Source organism: Mycobacterium sp. IDUB_17, assembly GCF_055419465.1.
In genome coordinates, this window is sequence record NZ_JBVAXS010000007.1 from 1 (window position 1) to 21,360 (window position 21,360).

Below are 21,360 nucleotides of genomic sequence, written 5' to 3' on the forward strand. Positions count from 1 at the left end.
CCTAAACGGGAAAAAGAGCGTGGCCAAAAAACAACAAACAAAAACCACCAAACACACTATTGAGTTCTCAAACAACAGACTTTACTTCTTCGCTGCCCTGTTTTGGGGCAACCTCACCAGCTTAATCAAGTCTCTCTGGCTTGTCAAGCTGCCCGTCCTGGCTTGTTTCATCCGGACCGAGGCAACTCCGCCAGCCTAGTACCGAACTGGCGGGGAGTCAAACTCCCTGAGCTAGGCCTTCAGCAGCTGATGAAACTTGCTGCGCTCCGGCACTTTCTAAGAGCTTACCCTCTCGATCTCCGCTCCCAAAATCAGCAGGTTCTCGACGAACAACGGGTACCCGCGATCGATGTGAAACACGTCGTGGACCTCGGTCTCGCCGTCGGCGACCAGCCCGGCGAGCACCAGGCCGGCGCCGGCGCGAATGTCCGACGACCACACCGGCGCGCTCGAAAGCTGCGGGATCCCGCGCACGACGGCATGGTGGCCGTCTGTCCGCGCATCGGCACCCAATCGGATCATCTCCTCGACGAACCGGAAGCGAGCTTCGAACACGTTCTCGGTGATCATCGACGTACCGTCGGCCACTGCGGCCAACCCGATCGCCATCGGCTGCAGGTCGGTCGGGAATCCCGGGAACGGCAGCGTCGCCACGTTGACCGCCTTGGGCCGCTCGTACTGCACCACCCGGAAGCCGTCATCGTTCTGGGTCACGGTGGCACCGGCGTCGTGCAACTTGTGCAGAACCAGCTGCAGGTGCTGTGGGTCCACGCCCGTCACCGAGATATCGCCGCGCGTCATCGCCGCGGCTATCCCCCAGGTCGCCGCCACGATCCGGTCACCGATCACCCGGTGTTCCGTGGGATAGAGCCGATCGACACCGGTGATCGTCAGCGTCGAGGTCCCCGCGCCGGAGACCTTGGCACCCATCTGGTTGAGCATGGCGCAGATGTCCACGATGTCCGGCTCGCGCGCCGCGTTGTGGATGGTGGTGACACCTTCGGCCAGCACCGCGGCCATGAGGATGTTCTCCGTCGCCCCCACGGACGGGAACTCCAGTTGGATCTCGGCACCCCGCAGATGGTCGGCCTCGGCCACCACACAACCGTGCTCGATATTGCAGGTCGCACCCAGTTGGCGGAGCCCGGCCTGGTGCATGTCCAGGGGCCGCGATCCGATGGCGTCACCACCCGGAAGCGCAACCTTCGCCTTCTTGCACCGTCCTACCAGCGGGCCCAGCACACACACCGAGGCGCGGAACTGACGGACCGCCGCGAAATCCGCGTCGTACTTGGGTTCGTCGGGCGATGTGATGCGCACGGTGTCGCCGTCCAGCTCGACGGTGGCGCCCAACCCGCGCAGGACCTCGGCCATCAGCGGCACGTCAAGGATGTCAGGGCAATTGGTGATCGTGCTCGTACCCTCGGCAAGCAACGAGGCCGCCATCAGTTTCAGCACACTGTTCTTCGCGCCACCGACAGCAACTTCGCCTGATAACCGGCTGCCTCCGGTCACCAAGAAACGCTCGCTCACGCCGGTTAGTGTAAACAGCCCGGCGTCGAGTTTCCGCCTGCTCGCACAGATCCGGCGGGCCCGGCCAACGTGTCCACGAGCCCGGTACGGTTCAGCTATGGCGGTTCATCTCACCCGTATCTATACCCGCACCGGCGACGACGGCACGACCGGGCTGAGTGATTTCAGCAGGGTTTCCAAGAATGATTCGAGGTTGGCGGCCTACGCCGACTGTGACGAAGCCAACGCTGCCATCGGCGTCGCAGTCGCTCTCGGCGAACCCGATCAGCAAATCCTGGCGGTATTGCGGCAGATTCAGAACGATCTGTTCGACGCCGGCGCCGATCTGTCCACCCCCGTCGTGGAGAACCCCGAGCACCCACCGCTGCGAATCTCGCAGGCCTACATCGACCGGCTGGAGAAGTGGTGCGACGAGTTCAACGAGGCGCTGCCTGCGCTGAATTCGTTCATCCTGCCCGGCGGAACTCCCCTGTCCGCACTGTTGCACGTCGCGCGAACTGTGGCCCGCCGCGCTGAGCGGTCGGCCTGGATCGCGGTGCAAGAGCACGGTGAATCGGTGAGCGTTCTGCCGGCGAAGTACCTCAACCGGTTGTCAGACCTGCTGTTCATCCTGTCGCGGGTGGCGAACCCGGATGGGGACGTGCTCTGGAAGCCCGGAGCCGCTCAGTAATTGCGCCGCCGGGCCCGCGGCGACGGCCGCGATTCCAGCCAGGAGGTGAACGCCGTCAAGGCGCCCCGGTCCAGGGCGATCTCATACCCTTGCCGGCGTTCGGGACTGTGGTCGCGAAGTTCGAGAATGACCGTCGCGGCGGTCATGATGTCGAACTCGTCGCCACGCGGGGCGCGACGCGACACCACTTCCAGCCCCCGCCGGCTCAATTGCCGGTCAGGCCACCACCGCATGCTGGACAGCCGGTAGAAACCGGCCTCCCCTCCGCGGTAGCGCATCACACCATGGCGCCAGCCACTACCGCCTTCGGCGGGAAAGTCACGCAGGATGGCGGCTGTTCCACCAACCTGACGTAGTTTCCACAGCCGGTAACTCAGGGCACCGACCAAAAGGAGCAGAACGCAGACGAGCGCGACCATGCCGATCATGGGCGCGCTCATCTGTCGTCTCTGTCGTCAGTCGATCTGGCCGAGCGCGCGCAGGCGTGCACGGCCCCAGGCCGCAGTCTGCTCGTCGTCGGACTCTGCATCCTGCTTGGCCGAGTCGGCGTCGATCTCGGTTTCGAACTGAGCGTTCTCCACCAAGATCCGGACCGTCTCCTCGGTCACCGACAGGAAACCACCGTCAACGGCGATACGCAGATCGTCCTCGCCTTCGCGCTCGACTCGCACCATGGCGTCGTCGACCAGCTGCGCCACCAACGGAATGTGCCGCGGCAGGATGCCGATCTCACCAGCGGTGGTCCGGGTGAAGACGAACGTAGCGGTGCCGGACCAGAGCTCACGCTCGACGGCAACGATCTCAACGTTCAATTCAGCCATTCCACACCACCTTTCGGGCTAGAGCGCTCATCACAGCTTGGCGCCGAGGCTTTCGGCCTTCTTCGCCAGGTCGTCCAGGCCACCGATGAGGAAGAACGCCTGCTCGGGCAGGTGATCGAACTCGCCCTTGGCCAGCTTGTCGAAGGCCTCGATGGTCTCCTTGAGCGGCACGGTCGAACCCGGCTGGCCGGTGAACTGCTCGGCCGCCATCATGTTCTGGCTCAGGAAGCGCTCGATCTTACGGGCGCGGTACACCAGAACCTTGTCCTCTTCCGACAGCTCGTCGATACCGAGGATGGCGATGATGTCCTGAAGATCCTTGTAGCGCTGCAGGATCCGGATGACTTCCTGGGCGACGCGGTAGTGCTCGTCGCCGACGACGCTGGGGTGCAGGATCGTCGAGGACGAAGCCAGCGGGTCCACCGCGGGGAAGATGCCCTTGGAGAACACCGCACGCGAAAGCTCGGTGGTGGCATCCAGGTGGGCGAACGTGGTGGCCGGGGCCGGGTCGGTGTAGTCGTCGGCGGGCACGTACACGGCCTGCATCGAAGTGATCGAGCGACCACGGGTCGAGGTGATGCGCTCCTGCAGCTCACCCATCTCGTCGGCCAGCGTCGGCTGGTAACCCACGGCCGAAGGCATACGACCCAGCAGGGTCGAAACCTCGGAACCGGCCTGGGTGAACCGGAAGATGTTGTCGATGAAGAGCAGCACGTCCTGGTTCTGCTCGTCGCGGAAGTACTCGGCCATGGTCAGGGCCGACAGGGCGACGCGCATACGGGTGCCTGGCGGCTCGTCCATCTGGCCGAACACCAATGCGGTGTCCTTGAGCACGTTTGCGTCGGCGAGCTCGACCCACAGGTCGTTGCCCTCGCGGGTGCGCTCACCCACGCCGGCGAACACCGAGGTACCACCGAAGTTGCGGGCAATACGGTTGATCATCTCCTGGATCAGAACCGTCTTACCGACGCCGGCGCCACCGAACAGGGCGATCTTGCCACCACGCACATACGGCGTGAGCAGGTCGACGACCTTCAGACCGGTCTCCAGCATCTCGGTGCGGGGCTCCAGGTCGGCGAAGGCCGGCGGCTTGCGGTGGATCGACCAGTGATCGAAGTCCTTGCCGTAGCCGGGCTCATCGAGGCAGTCGCCGAGGGCGTTGAACACATGGCCCTTGACGCCGTCGCCGACCGGCACCGAGATCGAGGCGCCGGTGTCGCGGACGTCGGTGCCACGCACCAGGCCGTCGGTGGGCTGCATGGAGATGCAGCGAACCAGGCTGTCGCCGAGGTGCTGGGCAACCTCAAGCGTCAGGGTCTTGGCGAGCGCGCCATAGGTGATATCGGCGTGCAGCGCGTTGAACAGCTCGGGCACGGCGCCGCGCGGAAACTCAATATCCACCACCGGGCCGGTGATGCGGACTACGCGGCCCGCGGTCTTTTCTGCAGTAGCAGTCATTCTCTCTTCGCTTTCCTACGAGGCTTTCGTCTTTGGTCCGGCTAGCGCGCGTCGGCCAGCGCGTTCGCGCCGCCCACGATCTCGCTGATTTCCTGGGTGATCTGCGCCTGACGTTCGCGGTTGGCCGCGAGCGTGAGTGCCTTGATCAGATCGTCGGCGTTGTCGGTGGCCGACTTCATGGCGCGCCGGCGCGAAGCCGACTCCGAGGCGGCCGCCTCCAGCAATGCCGCGTACACGCGGGTGGCGATGTAACGCGGCAGCAATGCGTCGAACAGGTCCTCGGCATTCGGCTCGAACGAATACAGCGTGTGCGGACCGGTGTCCGGCTCCCCGACGTACTCGACGACCAACGGCGCGATCTGATGTGCCACCGCGGTCTGCGAGAGCATCGAACGGAATTCGGTGGAGACGATGTGGAGTTCGTCGACACCCAAGATGCCGTCGGCTCCTGCATCGTCGCCCTCGTCATCGGCGCCGGACATGAACGTCGCCACCAGGGTGTCGGCGATCTCCTTGGCGTTCTCGTAGGTGGGCCGCTCGGAGAAGCCGGTCCACGACTGGGTGACCGTCCGCTGCCGGAAGCTGTAGTAGCCCAGGGCTTTCCGGCCGACGACGTAGAGCACCGGGCTCTTGCCCTGTTCCCGCAGCAGCGAGAACAGTTCTTCGGCCCGGCGCAGCACGTTGGCGTTGTAACCGCCGCAGAGACCGCGATCCGAGGACACCACGAGCACACCAGCCCGCTTGGGGTTCTCCCGCTGCACGAGCAGCGGGTGATCCAGCGCGCTGGCGCCCGCAAGCTCGGTGAGCATGTTGGTGATCTCGGTGGAGTAGGGCCGGGCCGCGTCGACCCGGGCCTGCGCCTTGGCGATCCGCGACGTGGCGATCAGCTCCTGTGCCTTCGTGATCTTCTTGATCGACGAAGCGGAGCGGATACGCCCGCGTAGCTCGCGAAGTGTGGCTGCCATTGGTTACCTAGGCCTTCTTCGGAGCCGGCTTGCGGACCTTGACCGATTCCTTCTCCAGGTCCTCGGGGTCCAGTGCATCAGCATCGGCCTCCTTGACAACCACGGAGCTGCCGTCGGTAGCGGCGAAGCCCTTCTTGAACTCGTTGATCACCGCAACAAGGTTGGCTTCGTTCTCCTCGGAGAGCTTCTTGGTCTCCTTGATGCTCTTGAGGATGTCGGAGTGGCTGGCCTTGACATGCTCCAGCAGCTCGTCGACGAAGCGGGTGACGTCCTCGGCCGGAACCGAATCCAGGTGGCCCTGGGTACCGAGGAAGATCGAGACGACCTGATCTTCGACCGCCAGCGGGCTGTACTGCGCCTGCTTGAGCAGCTCGACGAGGCGGACACCACGATCCAGCTGAGCCTTGGAGGCCGCATCCAGATCCGAGGCGAAGGCCGCGAAGGCCTCCAGCTCGCGGTACTGCGAGAGATCCAGACGCAGCGAACCCGCGACCTCTTTCATGGCCTTGATCTGCGCGGCGCCACCGACGCGGGACACCGACACACCGACGTTGACGGCCGGTCGCACACCCTGGTTGAACAGGTCGGACTCCAGGAAGCACTGGCCGTCGGTGATCGAGATGACGTTGGTCGGGATGAACGCCGAGATGTCGTTGGCCTTGGTCTCGATGATCGGCAGACCCGTCATCGAACCACCGCCCAGCTCGTCGGAGAGCTTGGCGCAACGCTCCAGCAGACGGGAGTGAAGGTAGAAGACGTCGCCGGGGAATGCCTCGCGGCCCGGCGGGCGGCGCAGCAGCAGCGAGATGGCGCGGTAGGCGTCGGCCTGCTTGGAGAGGTCGTCGAAGACGATCAGCACGTGCTTGCCGTCGTACATCCAGTGCTGGCCGATGGCCGAACCGGTGTACGGTGCCAGCCACTTGAAGCCGGCCGGATCGGACGCGGGGGCCGCGACGATGGTGGTGTACTCCATCGCGCCACCCTCTTCCAGCGCGCGCTTCACGCTGGCGATGGTGGTGCCCTTCTGGCCGATGGCGACGTACACGCAGCGCACCTGCTGCTTGGGGTCGCCGGTCTCCCAGGCTTCGCGCTGGTTGAGGATGGTGTCGACGCAGACCGCGGTCTTGCCGGTCTTGCGGTCACCGATGATCAGCTGACGCTGGCCACGGCCGATCGGGGTCATGGCGTCGATGGCCTTGATACCGGTCTGCAGCGGCTCGGACACGCCCTGGCGCTGCACCACCGAAGGGGCCTGCAGCTCGAGTGCGCGCCGGGTCTCGGACTCGATGTCGCCCTGGCCGTCGATCGGCTGGCCGAGCGGGTTGACGACGCGACCGAGGAACGCGTCGCCGACCGGCACCGAGAGCACCTCGCCGGTGCGCTTGACCTGCTGGCCTTCTTCGATCTTTTCGAACTCACCCAGGATGACGGCGCCGACGCTGTGCTCGTCGAGGTTGAGTGCCACACCCAACACACCGCCCGGGAACTCGAGGAGCTCCTGGGTCATGACCGAGGGCAGGCCCTCGACGTGAGCGATGCCGTCACCGGCATCGACGACGGTGCCGATCTCTTCACGCTCGGTGTCGGCGGAAAACGAGGATACGTAGTCCTCGATGGCACCTTCGATATCAGCAGCCGAGATTGTCAACTCTGCCATGGTTTTTCGTCTTCCTACCTTGTTCTTGGGTGGTTCTTGGTTCGGGTTAGTCCGGCAGCTGGGTCGCCGCGGCGGCCAGTCGGGACGAGATCGAGCCGTCGATCACTTCGTCACCGACGGTGATCGACAGACCACCGAGCAGTTCCGGGTCGACATACAGCTGCACTGACACCGGGTGTCCGTAGATGCGGGTGAGCACCTCCGCCAGCCGGGTCCGCTGGGCATCGGTCAGGTCAGCCGCGGCGGTCACGTGAGCGACCACCTCGCCGCGGCGGGAAACTGCGAGCTCGGCGAGGTCGATGACGGCCTCGTCGGCACGCTCGCCGCGCAGCAGTCCCACAGTCTGGGCCAACAGCGCGGCCGCCGTCCCGGTCCCACCCGCGTCGCCAAGCACCTTGTCCAGCAAGGCAATCCGACCGTCGACCGGGGTGGTGTAGTCACTGAGCAGGGCCGAGAGCTTGGGCTCGGCGTCGAGGAGGCGGCCGAACCGGAACAGCTGGTCCTCCACCTCGTCGACCTCACCGGCGGTCTCGGCGCGCTTGAGCAGCGCCAGACGTGCGGTGTGTTCAATCGCGTCGACCAGGTTCGCTTCGGTCGACCAGCGCTGCGAGACGGCGGTCCGCAGCACGTCCAGTGCGGTGTTGCCGACCTTGCCCGACAACAGTCGGTCGACCAGCTCGACCTTGGCGGCAGCGTCGTCGGTCGGCTCGGCCAGATGCCTGGTGAGCATCGACTCCGACAGCAGCAGCCTGGCCACCGAGGTCAGTTCCTCGGCCAGCGTGGTCAGCCCGTCGGCATCCAGACCGCCTGCGACGGAGTCGAACTTGTCGACCACGACCGCCAGCGACTCGCGACTCGCGGCTCGCAGCTTCGCGGTTGCGGCGGTGTCGATCAGCACGGCCGACGGGGCCATCTGGTCCAGCTCGGCGAGGAACCGGTCGACGGTGGCCGCCTGGGCGGCCGGGTCGGCGACGTGTGCCCGGACCAGAGCGTCGGCCTTGGCCACCGACTCCGATCCCAGACCGGTCCGCAGCTGGCGGATGAGCTGCTGGCGCATCAGCTGAACCTGCTGGGCGCCGTGCGCCTTGATCCGCTCGGCCTCGGTGCCGGCTTGCTCGGCCAGCTGAGCGGTGATCCGCTCGGAGTCCTGCGAGGCCTCGTCGGTCACCTTGGTCGATTCGGCCTTGGCCTCGGCGAGCGCCTTGGCATGCATCTCATCGGCGTCGGCGAGCTTCTTCGCCGCGTCGGCGCTCTCGGCGAGCGCGACCCGCACGGCGTCCTGCTGCTTCTGCATCAGGCTCCGCACCGGCGGCACCACCCACTTGATGATGATGAATGCGATGAAGGCAAAGCCGATCAGCTGCCCGATAAATATCGACATCTACTGCGTCCCACCTGATTTCACGTCGACGCCCAAAATTCGGTTGGCCAGGGTCTGCGAGAGTCCGTCCACGGACGACTCCAGGCCCGACCGCACCTCGGCACTCTGAGCAGCAAGCTGCTCATCGGCCTGGCGCACGGTCTCGGCCACTTCGGTGCTCGCCTCGGCGCGCTTGGCGTCGACCACCTCGCGACCCGCTGCGCGAGCCTCGTCACGGATTGCCGATGCCTGGGTGCGTGCCCCGGCCATCGCCTCGTTGTAATCGGCCTGTGCCGCGGCCACCTGTTCGGCCGACTTCCGATTGTCGGCGGCGGTCTTCGCCAGCATCGCTTCGCGCTCTGCCAGCACCTTGCCGACCGGTGGCACAACCCATTTCGCGATCACGGCGAGCGTGATCAGGAAAATGATCAGCACGGCGAAGAAGGTGCCGTTGGGGACCAGGAAGTTGCTCTGGCCCCCACCGCCTCCCTCGGCTGCCTGGCTCGCAGCCAGGATCGTTGCGCTCAGTTCACCCATGCTGATGGACTACTGCAGGCCCGGGGTGGCGAAGACGAACAGCGCCATGAAGGCCAGGTTGATGAAGTACGCGGCCTCCACCAGACCGACGGTGATGAAGAACGGGGTGAACAGCCGGCCCTGGGCCTCGGGCTGACGGGCGATGCCCGAGATCAGCGCGTTACCCGCGATACCGTCACCGATACCAGCGCCGATGGCGCCGCCGCCCATGATCAAACCGCCACCGATCAGCGCGCCGGCCGTGATGAGGGCGTTGGGGTCGAGTTCCATTCCTTTTATCCTCCTTGATAACTGGTGGCTGTGCCGCCAGAGGTTCGTGTCCTGCAGTTGTAGGGGTCTAGCCGGTCATGCTCAGTGCTCGTCGTGGTCCAGCTCCATCGACTGGCTGAAGTACAGGATCGTCAGCAGCGAGAAGATGAAGGCCTGGATCAGGCCGACGAACAGGTCGAAGGTCTTCCAGATCGCGTTGGGTGCCCACTGGATGTACCAGGGGAACATCGCGATCAGCGCGACGAGGATGCCGCCGGCGAAGATGTTGCCGAAAAGACGGAGGGCCAGCGAGATCGGCTTGGCGAGTTCCTCGACGATGTTGATCGGCATCAGCGCGGGAACGTGACCCTTGAGCACCTTCACCGGGTGGCCGATGATGCCGCGGCGCCAGATGCCGGCCGCGTGGTAGCAGATGAACACGAACAGGGCCAGCGCCAGCACGAAGTTGATGTCAGAGGCCGGCGGCTTGTACCACTCGGCGGCGGCGCCGTCCGCTCCCCCGTACTGCAGCGGCAGCACCGACAGCCAGTTGGAGACCAGGATGAAGACGAAGATCGTCACCGACAGCGGCAGCACGAACGGCGCGACCTTCATGCCGATCGCGGCCTCGATCTGGCCGCGCATCTGGATGGTCAGGGCCTCCCAGAACAGCTGCACACCGCCCGGGACGCCGGTCGAGGTGACCTTGGCCCGCAGGATGAATGCCAGGGCGATCACGATCACCGCGGTGACCGCGGTGGCCAGGATGGTGTCACCGTTGAACGTCATCCCGAACAGCTCGAACACCATCGTGTGGTGGCCGACGTGGATGGCAGCGCCACCCTCTTCGGCGGCGAGCACGGTCGTCGTCTGAGTCATATAGGTCAGCTCAACCCTTCGATTCCGTATCCAAGACATCCAGGCCGTTCGAGCGGATCTTCCGCAGCACGGGGATGCTGGTGCTCATCACCAGCAGAGCCTGGAAAATCGCCAGCCCGAACAGCACCGCGATGCCGCCCGAGGTTTTGAAGACAAATGCGATGCCGAGGGCGATCGCGGTGATGATCAACAGCCGTGTCGCGGAGTTCACGGCCATCTTCTTCTTGAGCGGGTGGTCTTCGGCCGTGATCGCTTCGACGGCCCGGCGCACCAGCAAGGCGTTGACCAAGCCGAGGGCCAGGCCGACACCGAAGAAGACGCCGAAGAAAATGTGTCCGGTGAATCCGGCGGCCAAGATGGCCAGCGCGGTCAGGACAACGCAAACAATCAGCAGACGCAGCGGCCGGAAGGCCACCGACGGGAACACCAACGGCGCGTCGTGCGCTGGCGTCGTCACTGCTTCACCCCAATCCCGCTGTCACAAAAAGCTGCACCCTCGGAGGTGCCAACGGTTGCTATCCCCTGGCAAAAGCCTGTGCATGCCCGCCGAGAATATCGGAGGGCTGCGGGCGGGCTCGAATCACCCACGGGGTAGCTCCCTTTGTCGGTCGTTGATCGGCACCTGACGGTTCGTCGAACCGATGGGCCGGGCCGGCAACCCGCGAGGTTTTTCGGGTTCTGGCAGCAGACTAACACATGGTAGGCACCCCTAAACCTGGCCTACTACTTTTCGTCGTACTTCGCCTCGTGCTCGTCCTCGGAGCCTTCGCTTCCGCGTTGTAACAGGGGAATCAGAGTCACCACGATCGCCACCAGAATGGCGGCCACCACGACCGCTCCGGTGTAGCGCGGATCGAAGAAGATCGTCGCTGCCGCACCGAAGGCGATGATGCCCACCCACAGGTAGATCAGCAGCACGGCGCGGCGATGCGAGTGCCCGATCTGCAGCAAGCGGTGATGCAGATGCATCTTGTCCGGGCTGAGCGGACTGCGGCCGGCCCGGGTGCGCCGCACGATGGCCAGCAACGTGTCCAGGGCAGGCACCAGCATCACGGCGATCACCAGGAGGAACGGCGACATCAGCGCGAAGACGTCGCGTGCGCCGTAGGCATTCTGCGAGATCGGCCCGGCAGCCGTCGTCGACGCCGCGCCCAACATGAGGCCGATCAGCATCGACCCGGAGTCGCCCATGAAGATCTTGGCCCGGTGGAAGTTGTGCGGCAGGAAACCCAGGCAGGCCCCGGCCAGCACCACCGATATCACCGCGGGTGGATAGAACAGGACGTCGCCGCCGTGGTCGCGCAGCAGCCCGACCGAGAACACACAGATGGCGAGGGCGGTGATGAGCCCCAGGCCCGCGGCCAGACCGTCGAGCCCGTCGACGAAGTTCATCGCGTTGACGATCGACACCGTGAGTGCGAGCGTCAGCAGGATCGACGACACCTGGTCGAGCACGATCGTGCCCACTCCCCCGAACGGGATGTAGAGCACGCTCCACGCCACACCCATCGTCACCAGCACGCTGGCCGCGGTTATCTGCCCGGCGAACTTCGTCAGGGCGTCCAGGCCCCAGCGGTCGTCGATCAGCCCGATGGCCATGATCAGCCCGCCCGCGACCACGACCGCGGGCATGCCGGTGGAGTAGACGAAACCCCGAGTGAGTGCGGGCAGTTGGGAGGCCAGCAGCACCGCGGCAGCCACCCCGATGTACATCGCGAGCCCGCCCATCCGCGGAGTCGGCTGCACATGTACGTCACGTTCGCGGGGATAGGCGACGGCGCCGAGCCGGATGGCCACCACCCGCACCCAACCGGTGGCGAAGTAAGTGATGATCGCGGCGGTCAACCCGACGAGCGCCAGCTCACGCAGCGGCACACCGGCCCCCCGGTCCGACAGCGCGAGAAGGCCGGAATTGACCGCGGGGATCACTGCGTCACCGGCCGACATCACCGATGAACCGTACTGCAGCAAGCTGAGATCACTCCGTAGGTGTTGTTGTGAGCGTGGACGTTTCCACGCCAAGGACCCTAGCGATGTCCCCCGCACTGATCGGGCCGGTCCGCAGGATGCGGGGCTGGGTGCCGGTGAGGTCGACGATGGTGGATGCGGCCTGTTGTTCGGCGGGCCCGCCGTCGAGATAGACCTCGACCTTGTCGCCGAGTTGCTCGTGGGCCTGCGCTGCCGTCACCGCGGCGGGCTGGCCCGAGACATTGGCGCTGGACTGGGCCATGGGGCCGACTTCCCGTAGCAACTCGATGGCCACCGGGTGCAGCGGCATCCGCAGCATGACGCTGCCGTTGGCGTCCCCGAGATCCCACTGCAGTGAGGGGGCCTGCGTAACCACCAGGCTCAGCGCCCCCGGCCAGAATGCCCGGATCAATTCGCGGGCCGCTGAGGGGACCGAATAAACGAGCCCGTCGATGGTGTTCCACGAACCGACGAACACACCGACCGGCATGTTGCGGCCCCGGCCCTTGGCGGCCAGAAGCGAACCCACCGCGTCCGAGTCGAACGCGTCGGCGCCGATGCCGTAGACGGTGTCGGTCGGCATCACCACAAGGCGGCCACCTTTGACCGCGCTGACCGCCGAGGCGATACCGGTCGCACGCTGATCGGCGTCGGTGCAATCGAAGATGGTCATGTCGACTCCCCGGTCGGTGCGCGCATCAACTCAGCTTCTCCCAATACGGGTCGCCGTCACGAAGCGGGGTCGCCCGGCGAGGTCATGGCGCGCGGTGACCTCGGTGAAGTGCCCGTCGCGGGTGAAGGCCTCGACGGAGAGCTCGGATGTGGTGTCGTCGTGCTCAACGGCGCAGAGCGCACCGTCGCGCAACCACCGGGCGGCCAGCGTGACGATCGGCCGGATCACCGACATGCCGTCGGGGCCGCCGAACAACGCAGGCACAGGATCATGTTCGGCCACTTCGGGTTCAAGGACCGCAGCCTCGGGGATGTAAGGCGGGTTGGACACCAGCAGGTCCACCCGGTCGTCGAGTTCGGGCAACAGTCCCGGGGTGGTGACGTCGGCGTCCAAGATTTCGACGCGCGTCCCTGCCGCGTTGCGACGCGCGAACTCCAGGGCCGCCGGCGAGTTCTCCACGGCCAGCACCCGGGCGTCAGACCACTTCGCAGCCAGCCCCAGCGCCAAAGCACCCGAACCCGTGCACAGGTCGACGATCACCGGGTTGCCCGGAAGTTGTTGCGCCCAAGCCCATTCCAGCAGCGCCTCGGTCTCCGGCCGGGGAATGAAAACCCCGGGGCCGACCGCGAGCGTCAACGGGCCGAACGGCGCGGTGCCGATCAGGTGTTGCAGGGGAATCCGGCGGGCCCGGGCGGCGACGAGTTCGTCGTAGGCCTGCTCGAACCGGTCACCGGGATCGTCGAGGAACATCAGCCGGCTGCGGTCGACACCCGCGACGTGCGCGGCGAGCAATTCGGCGTCGATGCGCGGGGAGGCGACGCCGGCGGCGGCCAGGCGTGCCGTTGCGGCTTCGATCGTCTGCCGCAGCCGGGTGGTGCCTCCCCTGGCGGGCCGGGTCATGACTGCTGCTGCAGCCGGGCCTGTTTGTCGGCGGCGGCCAGCGCGTCGAGCAGTGCGTCCATGTCCCCGTCGAGCACCTGGTCGAGGTTGTGCGCCTTGAAGTTGATCCGGTGATCCGCGATCCGGTTCTCGGGAAAGTTGTAGGTGCGGATCCGCTCGCTGCGGTCGACCGTGCGGATCTGGCTGGCCCGGTCGGCCGATGCGTCGGCCGATGCCTGCTCCTCCGCCAGTGCCTGCAGTCGAGCGGCGAGCACCACCATGGCCCGGGCCTTGTTCTGCAGCTGCGAGCGCTCGTTCTGGCAGGTCACGACGATACCCGTGGGCAGGTGGGTGATGCGGACCGCGGAGTCGGTGGTGTTCACGCCCTGGCCGCCCTTGCCCGAGGACCGGTACACGTCGATGCGCAGGTCGGATTCGTCGATCTGCACCTGCTCGACGTCTTCGGGCTCGGGGTAGACGAGCACGCCCGCGGCCGAGGTGTGCACGCGGCCCTGCGATTCGGTGACAGGCACGCGCTGCACCCGGTGCACGCCACCCTCGAACTTCATCCGCGACCACACACCGTCGGCGGAATCGCCCTTACTGGCGATGGTGATGGTGGCGTCCTTGTAGCCGCCGAGGTCAGACCACGTCTCGTCGAGCACCGTGACGGTCCAGCCGTGCCGTTCGGCATACCGGATGTACATGCGGGCCAGGTCGGCGGCGAACAGTGCCGACTCCTCCCCGCCTTCCCCGGACTTGACCTCCAACACGATGTCATCGGCATCGTGGGGATCGCGGGGGGCAAGCTGGTCGGTCAGCTGGGCGTCGAGCTCGGCGACCTTGGCGGTCAGCTCGTCCACCTCGGCGGCGAAGCTGGCGTCGTCGGCGGCGAGTTCGCGGGCAGCCTCCAGGTCGCCGCGGGCGGCATCCAACTTGCGGTAGGTACCCACGACCGGCGACACCTGGGCGAAGCGCCGGCCCACCTTGCGGGCGGCGGAGGCATCGGCGTGCAGGTTGGGATCGGCGAGCTGGCGCTCCAGGTCCGCGTACTCAGCGAGCAGCGCCTCGATCGCGGGTGCGGTATCCGTCACGTCAGCCTCCTCCAACTTTCTCCGGAAACGAGAACAGCGCCCAGATCTGACGCAAATGCGACAGATCGGGCGCCGTTGACGTAGCTACTTGTCGGCTGCGGCAGCCTGATCACCGGCAGGCTTGCGCTTGCCGTACCGCTTCTCGAAGCGGGCCACGCGGCCGCCGCTGTCGAGGATCTTCTGCTTGCCGGTGTAGAACGGGTGGCACTGCGAGCAGACCTCGACCACGATCTGGCCGCTCTGCTTGGTGCTACGGGTCTGGAAGGTATTGCCGCAACCACAGTGCACCGTGGTCTCGACATACTCAGGGTGAATGCCTGTTTTCATGGTTCCTCTTCAATCGTTGGCCCGGGTCGCCCACGCGGACGTGAACCGGGACCGAGGGTCGGCGGTTCATTATGCCAGGTCAACCGCCAACCTCCTAAACGCGGGATGACCGGCCGCTATTCCTCCCCCGGTCTCGATCGGAACTCGGACAACCGGCGCTCGAGGAATCGCCGTTCCGGATCCGTCTTGGCCAGCAGCAGGGCACGCTCGAACGCCTGCCGCGCCTCGTCGTCTCGACCCAGGCGGCGCAGCAGTTCCGCTCGACTCGACGGCAGATAGCGATAATCGCCGAGCTCCAGCGCGTCCATGAGTTCGAGGGCGCGGGCTGGATCACCCGCCTCGGCGGTGGCCACCGCACGGTTCAGCCCGACCACTGCCGATCCCGTCAGGTACTCGAGCCGCTCATAGAGCGCGACGACCGCGGGCCAATCGATCTCCGGGTCGGCCTGCAGTGAGGCGATCGCAGCCTGCAGCACGTACGGTCCGCTGGGTCGCCGCATAGCCAGCGCACGGTCGAGGGCGGCCCGGCCGTCATCGACCTTGGTCTGATCGTGCAGAGACCGGTCCTGCTCGGCCAACGGGATCAAAGCACCGGAAACGATCCGGGCGGCACGTCGCGAATCGTGCAGCAGCATCAGGGCCAGCAGCCCATGCACCTCGGGCTCGTCGGCCTTCAGCCCAGCGACCAAGCGCCCGAGCCTGATCGCTTCCGCGGCGAGGTCGTCGCGATCGGTGAACCCCTGGTTGAAGATCAGGTAGATCACCGCGAGCACAGCCGACACGCGGTCCGGCAGGACACGGTCGGCGGGCAGCCCGAACGGGATGTTCGTCGCCTTGATCTTGGCCTTCGCCCGAGAGAGCCGGCGCTTCATGGTCTCCTCGGAAACCAGGAACGCCCGGGCGATCTCGGCCGTGGTGAGCCCGCCCAGCGCCCGCAATGTGAGCGCCACCTGCGCCTCGGTGGCCAGCGCCGGATGGCAGCACATCAAGATCAGTTCCAGGCGTTCGTCGGGGATGGCGTTGTCGTCCAGATCGACGTCGTCCAGGAACACAGTCCGTTGATCGACTCGGAGCAGCCCGGTCTTGGTTCGCCGAGTCTGTTCCCGACGCACCCGGTCGATCGCGCGGTTGCGCCCGGTACGCACCAACCAGGCCACCGGCGCCTGCGGCATTCCGTCGCGGGGCCAGCGTTCGGCGGCGATGACGAACGCCTCCTGCGCGGCGTCCTCGGCGAGGTCGAAGTCGCCGAGGATGCCGATGAGTGCGGCCAGGACCCGGCCCCACTCGCGCTGGAAAATCGCCTCGATCAGTGCGCCCCCTCCCCGGGGGTATCGATGAGCGGTCGTACCTCGACCGCACCACCCAGCCTGATCGCCGGGACGCGCTGCGCGAACTCCAGGGCTTCATCCAGGTCAGCGGCCTTCAGCACGAAGTAGCCGCCGAGAACTTCCTTGCTGTCGGCGAACGGGCCGTCGGTGATCAGTCCCTGTCCCGGACCGCTGCGGATCGTCGTCGCCGTCTCGGCCGGCTCCAGGTGGGCGCCGCCGACGCACCGAGGATCCTGACGCAGCCCGACGTACTCGGCGTTGAGTGCGGCATATTCCTCGGGCGGCAGACCGTCGTGCGTGCCCGGCTTGGGGTAGATCAGGATTGCGTATTTCATCGTCATCTCCTTCGGGGGAATCGTCTAACAGCATCAAGACGAACGGGCGGGACCCGAGGGGACAACACGATCAAATAATCGAGTAAGTGGTGCCGTCGCGCTTCCAGAGCACCCGACCGGCCGGATCGGCGCCGAGGGCGACCAGTTCACGCTTGAGAATCTTGTTGGTCGCGGTGCTGGGCAGATCGTCGGCGAGCCAGACGTACCGCGGCCAGGATTTGGGCGATAGATCCGCCTGACCGGCAAGGAATTCGGTCAGCCCTTCCGGAGTGAGCTCCTGGCCATCGCGCAGCACGACGGCCGCCATCACCTGATCGCCGACGAACTCGTCGGGCACCGGGTAGACCGCCACACGGCTGATCACCGGCTGCCGCAACAGGATTCGCTCGATGGGTGCCGCGGTGATGTTCTCGCCATCCACCCGCATCCAGTCCGCGGTACGCCCGGCCAGGTAGATCCAGCCGTCGGCGTCGCGGTAGGCCAGGTCACCCGACCAGTACATGCCGTGCCGAAGGCGTTCATCGGTCGCGCCCTGATCATTGTGGTAGCCGCGGAACATCCCGCTGCCGTTGGTGTTGACCAGCTCCCCGGTGGCGGCGTCGGCGTTGACCAGAGCACCGGTGTCATCGAATTCTGCGATTGCGCATTCTTCGACGGTCTCCGGGTCGTAGATCGCCACCCCGGGAAATCCCTGGCCGACACTGCCGGCCGGGGTGCCCTCGGACCGGGTGATGATGATCGCCAGTTCCGTCGAGCCGAAGCCATCCCACACGCTGCAGCCGAACCGGCGGCTGAACTCGTCGATGTCGCGGTCAGCCGCCTCGTTGCCGAACGCCACCCGCAGCGTGTTGTCGTGATCGTCGGCCTGTTCGGCGGTGGCCAGGATGTAGGCCAGCGGCTTGCCGACGTAGTTCATATAGGTGGCACCGTACCGGCGGACGTCCGGAAGGAAGCCGGACGCGGAGAACTGTGCGGGCGCCATGGCCGCGCCCGAACTGAGCGCCACGCCCCAGCCCGCGTACACCCCGTTCGAGTGGAACAACGGCATGGCCAGGTAGCAGGTGTCCGCCTCGGTGAGGTCGTACCGCTGCACCAGCGCCGCGGCGGAGAACAGCACGATGGAGTGCGCCACCTCGACAGCCTTGGGCTCGCCGCTGGTCCCCGAGGTGAAGATCATCATGAACGTGTCATCGGGCCCGACCTCGCGCTGGGGCGTGAGTTCCTGCGGCGACCAGGCGGCCTCCGATACATCGATCACGGTGACGCCGGGCAGGTCGACGCCGTCGAGCAGGTCGCGGTGCTGCGGGTCCACGAGCACGATCTGACATTCGACCCGCGCGATATCGCGGGCCAGCGCATCGCCCCGACGGGTGTTGTTGATGCCGCACAGCACGTAGCCGCCGAGCGCCGCGGCGGCCAGTGCGGTCAGCATGTCGGGGGTGTTGCCGAGGAGTGTGCCGACATGCAGTGGACGCCGCGGATCGGCCAGCCCGATCAGCGTGGCGGCCTGGGCCTTCGCCTCGGCGATGTGCTCGCGCCAGGTCCAGGTACGTTCGCCGTACTTGATGGCGACCGCGTCGCCACTTTCGCGCTCGCGGAGCAACTGCTGCAGCGTTTCGGCCATCCGATGATTCCCCAAAGTTCAGTGAACAGATTTAGAAAACTGTCTACCATGGTTGTGGCGCGACGGGATACACCCTTGGCAGAATCATGTACCTAACCCCATCAGATGACCAGGAGACACCACAGTTGACCAGCACCACGGCACCCCGCAGCGTGCGAGATCGACTGATCGACGCTGCCGAAGAATGTCTGCGCACCAAGGGCATTCGCGCGACCACCGTCTCAGAGGTGGCCGAGGCCGCAGGCGTGTCCCGCGGGTGGCTCTATCGCCACTTCCCGGACAAGGCGACGCTGCTGGGCGCGGTGATCGTGCGACTCAACGACACATTCTGGTCGGAAGCCCACGCCATGCTCGAGCAGGTCGACGGCTTGGACAGCCAACTCGTCGCGGGTGTCGCGAACGGCCTGCGAGCCTATGACGATCCGGGCGCGGTGTTGATGAAGCTACGCAACGACGAGCCCGAGGAGTTCGCCGCGTGTGCGGGCGCCGGCGTGCAGGGCATGATCCCCGATCTCGCCGAATTCTGGTCGCGATACCTGGTGGCCGCCCGCGACCGCGGCGAGGTCCGCGCCGACATCGATGTCCCCGAGGCGTCGGAATGGGTTGCGCGAGTTCTGATCTCGCTGGCGACCTTGCCCGGGAACACGCTGGATCCCAGCGACGGCGACGCGGTGCTCGCGTTCGTCCGGCGTTACGTGATGCCCGGATTACGCCCCGACGCAACTGCCTGACGATACGCAAAAGGCCCCCGCGTACGGGGGCCATTCGCGCGTCGCTCGCGTTTAGTCGACGTCCATGTTGCCCGGGGCGGTCTTGGAGACCTGCACCAGGAACTCGTAGTTGGTCTTGGTCTTGCGCAGCTGGCTCATCAGCAGGTCGATGGCCTGGTGGCTGTCCAGCCCGGACAGCACCCGGCGCAGCTTGTGCACGACGGCGAACTCGTCGGTGGAGAGCAGCAGCTCGTCCTTGCGGGTACCCGACGGGTTGACGTCGACCGCCGGGAACACCCGGCGCTCGGCGATCTTGCGGTCGAGCTTGAGCTCGGCGTTGCCGGTGCCCTTGAACTCCTCGAAGATCACGGTGTCACCGGTCGAGCCGGTCTCGACCATCGCCGTGGCGATGATGGTCAGCGAGCCGCCGTGCTCGATGTTGCGGGCCGCGCCGAGGAACCGCTTCGGCGGGTACAGCGCGGTGGAGTCCACACCACCGGACAGGATGCGGCCCGAGGCCGGCGACGCGTTGTTGTACGCGCGGCCCAGACGGGTGATCGAGTCGAGAAGGACAACCACGTCTTTGCCCTGCTCGACCAGGCGCTTGGCCCGCTCGATCGCCAGCTCGGCAGCCTGGGTGTGGTCAGACGGCGGACGGTCGAAGGTCGAGGCGATGACCTCGCCCTTCACCGAACGCTGCATGTCGGTGACCTCTTCCGGGCGCTCGTCGACGAGCACCACCATGAGGTGGCATTCCGGGTTGTTCTTGGTGATCGCGTTGGCGATGTCCTGCATGATCGTGGTCTTACCGGCCTTGGGCGGCGACACGATCAGGGCACGCTGACCCTTACCGATCGGCATGATCAGGTCGATGACGCGGGTGGTCAGCCGCTCAGGCGTGGTCTCCAGGCGCAGCCGCTGGTTCGGGTACAGCGGGGTCAGCTTGGTGAAATCGGGCCGGTTCTTGGCCGCTTCGACCGGACCGCCGTTGACGCTGTCCAGGCGCACCAGCGGGTTGAACTTCTGCCGCGGGTTGTTGCCGCCGCTCTCACCACCCTCGCGGGGCACACGGACCGCACCGGTGACCGCGTCGCCGCGGCGCAGACCGTTCTTGCGGACCATGTTCATGGACACGTAGACGTCGTTCGGCCCGGCCAGGTAGCCCGAGGTACGGACGAAGGCGTAGTTGTCGAGGACATCGAGGATGCCGGCGACCGGCTGGACGACGTCGTCCTCACGCAGTTCGGTGTCGTTACCGCCCTCGGTGCCACGCTCTCCGCGGCGGCGGCGGTCGCGGTCACGGAACCGGCGGCCGCGGCGGCCCTGACGGCCATCGCCATCGCCGTCGTCGTCGTTGTTGCCCGACGAGTTGCCGCCCCGGTTCTGCTGGTTGTCCTGCTGATCGGACTCGCGGGCCTGGCCCTTGTCCTGCCGCTGGTCGCGGTCCTGCTTCTGGTCGCGCTTGTCGTCCTGCTTGTTGTCGGCCTTGTTCTCGTCGCCGGACTGCTCGCGCTTGTCCCGCCGTTCCTGGCGGTCACGCTTGTCCTGCCTGGCAGGCTTTTCCTGCTGCTCAGCGGCAGGCTCGGCGTCCTTGGTGACGGCCTCAACAGCGGAATCGGCCTTCGCCTCAACCTTGGCGGCCTCATTGGCGGCGTCACCCTTGGTGGTGTCGCCCTTGGCGGCGTCGGCCTTGGCGGTGTCGTCATTGGCGGCGTCGGCGACCGGGGCACCGGCCTGACGCGAAGAACCACGACGCTCACGACGACGGGTCGCCGGCGGCTCAGCGGCCTCGGCTCCGGCGTCCGGCCGGACGTCGGCGGGGGCTTTTTGCGGGGCCTCGGCGGCACCGTTGGATTCGCCACGGTGGGCGCGGATAGCTGCGATCAACTCACTCTTGCGCAAACCGGACGCGCCTTCAACACCGATTTCCTTGGCCAGCGCTCGCAGCTCAGGCAGCACCATGGTCGACAGCGACGCGGGCCGGGCGCTCGAAGCGCGCCGCGCGGTGTCCGATCCGGGCGCAGAGGCAGCAGCCGGCGCCGCGGTGTCAGCGGTCGCAGTGCTTTCAGATGTCACGGCGTGCGGTGAATCCCCAGCGCCATTGGCGCTGTCAGCCGTGAAGAGGTCCGTATCTGTCACGGATTTCCTTTCTTTCCCTCGCTCATCAGGTCGTACGAGGGTTCCCCAAAGGTCGATGCGCGTTCAGCTGAACCGCTGAGCGCGTAGCTCACACCGTCGCCTGCGCAACGGCGATCGCCAGGATTCGCCGATATACGGCGAACCGTCAGTCCAC

23 protein-coding genes are annotated in these 21,360 nt (G+C 66.3%); 3 read left to right on the top strand and 20 right to left on the bottom strand.

The window, feature by feature from the left end; translation table 11 throughout:
* A partial coding sequence (locus tag ACZYZ7_RS25765) for a hypothetical protein (protein WP_463742148.1) occupies positions 1-199 on the top strand: 199 nt, incomplete at its 5' end.
* Positions 200-276: 77 nt separating this feature from the next.
* Here the strand turns inward: ACZYZ7_RS25765 and murA are convergent.
* Positions 277-1,533, bottom strand: a complete 1,257-nt coding sequence (murA, locus tag ACZYZ7_RS25770; protein ID WP_135456989.1) for a UDP-N-acetylglucosamine 1-carboxyvinyltransferase — start codon at positions 1,531-1,533, stop codon at positions 277-279.
* A gap of 97 nt (positions 1,534-1,630) precedes the next feature.
* On the opposite strand from murA, the gene ACZYZ7_RS25775 reads away from it, so the two are divergent.
* On the top strand, positions 1,631-2,203 hold the full coding sequence (locus ACZYZ7_RS25775; RefSeq protein ID WP_273735032.1) for a cob(I)yrinic acid a,c-diamide adenosyltransferase: 573 nt from the start codon (positions 1,631-1,633) through the stop codon (positions 2,201-2,203).
* Here the strand turns inward: ACZYZ7_RS25775 and ACZYZ7_RS25780 are convergent.
* The 18 genes from ACZYZ7_RS25780 to fadD1 form a co-directional block, all read right to left on the bottom strand.
* A complete protein-coding gene (locus tag ACZYZ7_RS25780) occupies positions 2,197-2,643 on the bottom strand; it encodes a DUF2550 domain-containing protein (protein WP_450069769.1) in 447 nt (148 codons plus the stop codon). The two genes, ACZYZ7_RS25775 and ACZYZ7_RS25780, sit on opposite strands and share 7 nt — an antisense overlap.
* A 15-nt stretch (positions 2,644-2,658) precedes the next feature.
* Positions 2,659-3,024, bottom strand: a complete 366-nt coding sequence (locus ACZYZ7_RS25785) for a F0F1 ATP synthase subunit epsilon (protein WP_135456993.1) — start codon at positions 3,022-3,024, stop codon at positions 2,659-2,661.
* 30 nt (positions 3,025-3,054) lie between these two features.
* On the bottom strand, positions 3,055-4,482 hold the full coding sequence (gene atpD / locus ACZYZ7_RS25790; RefSeq protein ID WP_090428634.1) for a F0F1 ATP synthase subunit beta: 1,428 nt from the start codon (positions 4,480-4,482) through the stop codon (positions 3,055-3,057).
* Positions 4,483-4,523: 41 nt separating this feature from the next.
* Positions 4,524-5,447 (bottom strand): F0F1 ATP synthase subunit gamma, encoded by a 924-nt coding sequence (locus ACZYZ7_RS25795; protein ID WP_135456995.1) that lies wholly within the window; start codon positions 5,445-5,447, stop codon positions 4,524-4,526.
* Between the two features lie 7 nt (positions 5,448-5,454).
* On the bottom strand, positions 5,455-7,104 hold the full coding sequence (gene atpA, locus ACZYZ7_RS25800; RefSeq protein WP_463742149.1) for a F0F1 ATP synthase subunit alpha: 1,650 nt from the start codon (positions 7,102-7,104) through the stop codon (positions 5,455-5,457).
* A 46-nt stretch (positions 7,105-7,150) separates the two neighbouring features.
* Positions 7,151-8,485, bottom strand: a complete 1,335-nt coding sequence (locus ACZYZ7_RS25805; protein WP_463742150.1) for a F0F1 ATP synthase subunit B/delta — start codon at positions 8,483-8,485, stop codon at positions 7,151-7,153.
* Positions 8,486-9,001 (bottom strand): F0F1 ATP synthase subunit B, encoded by a 516-nt coding sequence (locus ACZYZ7_RS25810; protein WP_135457000.1) that lies wholly within the window; start codon positions 8,999-9,001, stop codon positions 8,486-8,488.
* Between the two features lie 9 nt (positions 9,002-9,010).
* A complete protein-coding gene (locus ACZYZ7_RS25815) occupies positions 9,011-9,271 on the bottom strand; it encodes a F0F1 ATP synthase subunit C (RefSeq protein WP_003888102.1) in 261 nt (86 codons plus the stop codon).
* A gap of 81 nt (positions 9,272-9,352) precedes the next feature.
* The gene (gene atpB / locus ACZYZ7_RS25820; protein ID WP_167857935.1) at positions 9,353-10,129 is read right to left on the bottom strand and encodes a F0F1 ATP synthase subunit A; all 777 of its coding nucleotides are present in this window, start codon (positions 10,127-10,129) and stop codon (positions 9,353-9,355) included.
* A 10-nt stretch (positions 10,130-10,139) separates the two neighbouring features.
* Complete coding sequence (locus ACZYZ7_RS25825; RefSeq protein ID WP_135457002.1) at positions 10,140-10,586, bottom strand: ATP synthase subunit I; 447 nt, start codon at positions 10,584-10,586, stop codon at positions 10,140-10,142.
* A gap of 266 nt (positions 10,587-10,852) precedes the next feature.
* On the bottom strand, positions 10,853-12,097 hold the full coding sequence (locus ACZYZ7_RS25830) for a glycosyltransferase family 4 protein (protein WP_450070148.1): 1,245 nt from the start codon (positions 12,095-12,097) through the stop codon (positions 10,853-10,855).
* Between the two features lie 10 nt (positions 12,098-12,107).
* Entirely contained in the window at positions 12,108-12,770 is a 663-nt protein-coding gene (locus ACZYZ7_RS25835) for an L-threonylcarbamoyladenylate synthase (RefSeq protein ID WP_135457006.1), read from the bottom strand.
* Positions 12,771-12,800: 30 nt separating this feature from the next.
* The gene (gene prmC / locus ACZYZ7_RS25840) at positions 12,801-13,670 is read right to left on the bottom strand and encodes a peptide chain release factor N(5)-glutamine methyltransferase (protein WP_463742151.1); all 870 of its coding nucleotides are present in this window, start codon (positions 13,668-13,670) and stop codon (positions 12,801-12,803) included.
* Positions 13,667-14,743 (bottom strand): peptide chain release factor 1, encoded by a 1,077-nt coding sequence (gene prfA, locus ACZYZ7_RS25845; RefSeq protein ID WP_135457011.1) that lies wholly within the window; start codon positions 14,741-14,743, stop codon positions 13,667-13,669. The genes prmC and prfA overlap by 4 nt, the downstream gene beginning before the upstream one ends.
* A gap of 84 nt (positions 14,744-14,827) precedes the next feature.
* Complete coding sequence (gene rpmE / locus ACZYZ7_RS25850) at positions 14,828-15,070, bottom strand: 50S ribosomal protein L31 (protein ID WP_019344296.1); 243 nt, start codon at positions 15,068-15,070, stop codon at positions 14,828-14,830.
* Between the two features lie 116 nt (positions 15,071-15,186).
* Entirely contained in the window at positions 15,187-16,380 is a 1,194-nt protein-coding gene (locus tag ACZYZ7_RS25855; RefSeq protein WP_463742246.1) for an RNA polymerase sigma factor, read from the bottom strand.
* The gene (locus tag ACZYZ7_RS25860; protein ID WP_135457015.1) at positions 16,377-16,733 is read right to left on the bottom strand and encodes a YciI family protein; all 357 of its coding nucleotides are present in this window, start codon (positions 16,731-16,733) and stop codon (positions 16,377-16,379) included. Before ACZYZ7_RS25860 ends, ACZYZ7_RS25855 begins: the two co-directional genes overlap by 4 nt.
* A 70-nt stretch (positions 16,734-16,803) precedes the next feature.
* Positions 16,804-18,357: a fatty-acid--CoA ligase FadD1 gene (gene fadD1 / locus ACZYZ7_RS25865; protein WP_463742152.1), complete on the bottom strand. Its 1,554-nt coding sequence runs from the start codon at positions 18,355-18,357 to the stop codon at positions 16,804-16,806.
* Between the two features lie 125 nt (positions 18,358-18,482).
* On the opposite strand from fadD1, the gene ACZYZ7_RS25870 reads away from it, so the two are divergent.
* Positions 18,483-19,088: a TetR/AcrR family transcriptional regulator gene (locus tag ACZYZ7_RS25870; protein WP_286175100.1), complete on the top strand. Its 606-nt coding sequence runs from the start codon at positions 18,483-18,485 to the stop codon at positions 19,086-19,088.
* A 51-nt stretch (positions 19,089-19,139) separates the two neighbouring features.
* Here the strand turns inward: ACZYZ7_RS25870 and rho are convergent, their stop codons facing one another.
* On the bottom strand, positions 19,140-21,206 hold the full coding sequence (gene rho / locus ACZYZ7_RS25875) for a transcription termination factor Rho (RefSeq protein WP_463742153.1): 2,067 nt from the start codon (positions 21,204-21,206) through the stop codon (positions 19,140-19,142).
* Between the last annotated feature and the right edge of the window lie 154 nt (positions 21,207-21,360).

Excerpts from the sequence above, each read along its gene's own strand:
- ACZYZ7_RS25775 (WP_273735032.1), top strand. The coding sequence starts at position 1,631 with ATGGCGGTTCATCTCACCCGTATCTATACCCGCACCGGCGACGACGGC.
- ACZYZ7_RS25780 (WP_450069769.1), bottom strand. The coding sequence starts at position 2,643 with ATGAGCGCGCCCATGATCGGCATGGTCGCGCTCGTCTGCGTTCTGCTC.
- ACZYZ7_RS25785 (WP_135456993.1), bottom strand. The coding sequence starts at position 3,024 with ATGGCTGAATTGAACGTTGAGATCGTTGCCGTCGAGCGTGAGCTCTGG.
- atpD (WP_090428634.1), bottom strand. The coding sequence starts at position 4,482 with ATGACTGCTACTGCAGAAAAGACCGCGGGCCGCGTAGTCCGCATCACC.
- ACZYZ7_RS25795 (WP_135456995.1), bottom strand. The coding sequence starts at position 5,447 with ATGGCAGCCACACTTCGCGAGCTACGCGGGCGTATCCGCTCCGCTTCG.
- atpA (WP_463742149.1), bottom strand. The coding sequence starts at position 7,104 with ATGGCAGAGTTGACAATCTCGGCTGCTGATATCGAAGGTGCCATCGAG.
- ACZYZ7_RS25805 (WP_463742150.1), bottom strand. The coding sequence starts at position 8,485 with ATGTCGATATTTATCGGGCAGCTGATCGGCTTTGCCTTCATCGCATTC.
- ACZYZ7_RS25810 (WP_135457000.1), bottom strand. The coding sequence starts at position 9,001 with ATGGGTGAACTGAGCGCAACGATCCTGGCTGCGAGCCAGGCAGCCGAG.
- ACZYZ7_RS25815 (WP_003888102.1), bottom strand. The coding sequence starts at position 9,271 with ATGGAACTCGACCCCAACGCCCTCATCACGGCCGGCGCGCTGATCGGT.
- atpB (WP_167857935.1), bottom strand. The coding sequence starts at position 10,129 with ATGACTCAGACGACGACCGTGCTCGCCGCCGAAGAGGGTGGCGCTGCC.
- ACZYZ7_RS25835 (WP_135457006.1), bottom strand. The coding sequence starts at position 12,770 with ATGACCATCTTCGATTGCACCGACGCCGATCAGCGTGCGACCGGTATC.
- prmC (WP_463742151.1), bottom strand. The coding sequence starts at position 13,670 with ATGACCCGGCCCGCCAGGGGAGGCACCACCCGGCTGCGGCAGACGATC.
- rpmE (WP_019344296.1), bottom strand. The coding sequence starts at position 15,070 with ATGAAAACAGGCATTCACCCTGAGTATGTCGAGACCACGGTGCACTGT.
- ACZYZ7_RS25860 (WP_135457015.1), bottom strand. The coding sequence starts at position 16,733 with ATGAAATACGCAATCCTGATCTACCCCAAGCCGGGCACGCACGACGGT.
- fadD1 (WP_463742152.1), bottom strand. The coding sequence starts at position 18,357 with ATGGCCGAAACGCTGCAGCAGTTGCTCCGCGAGCGCGAAAGTGGCGAC.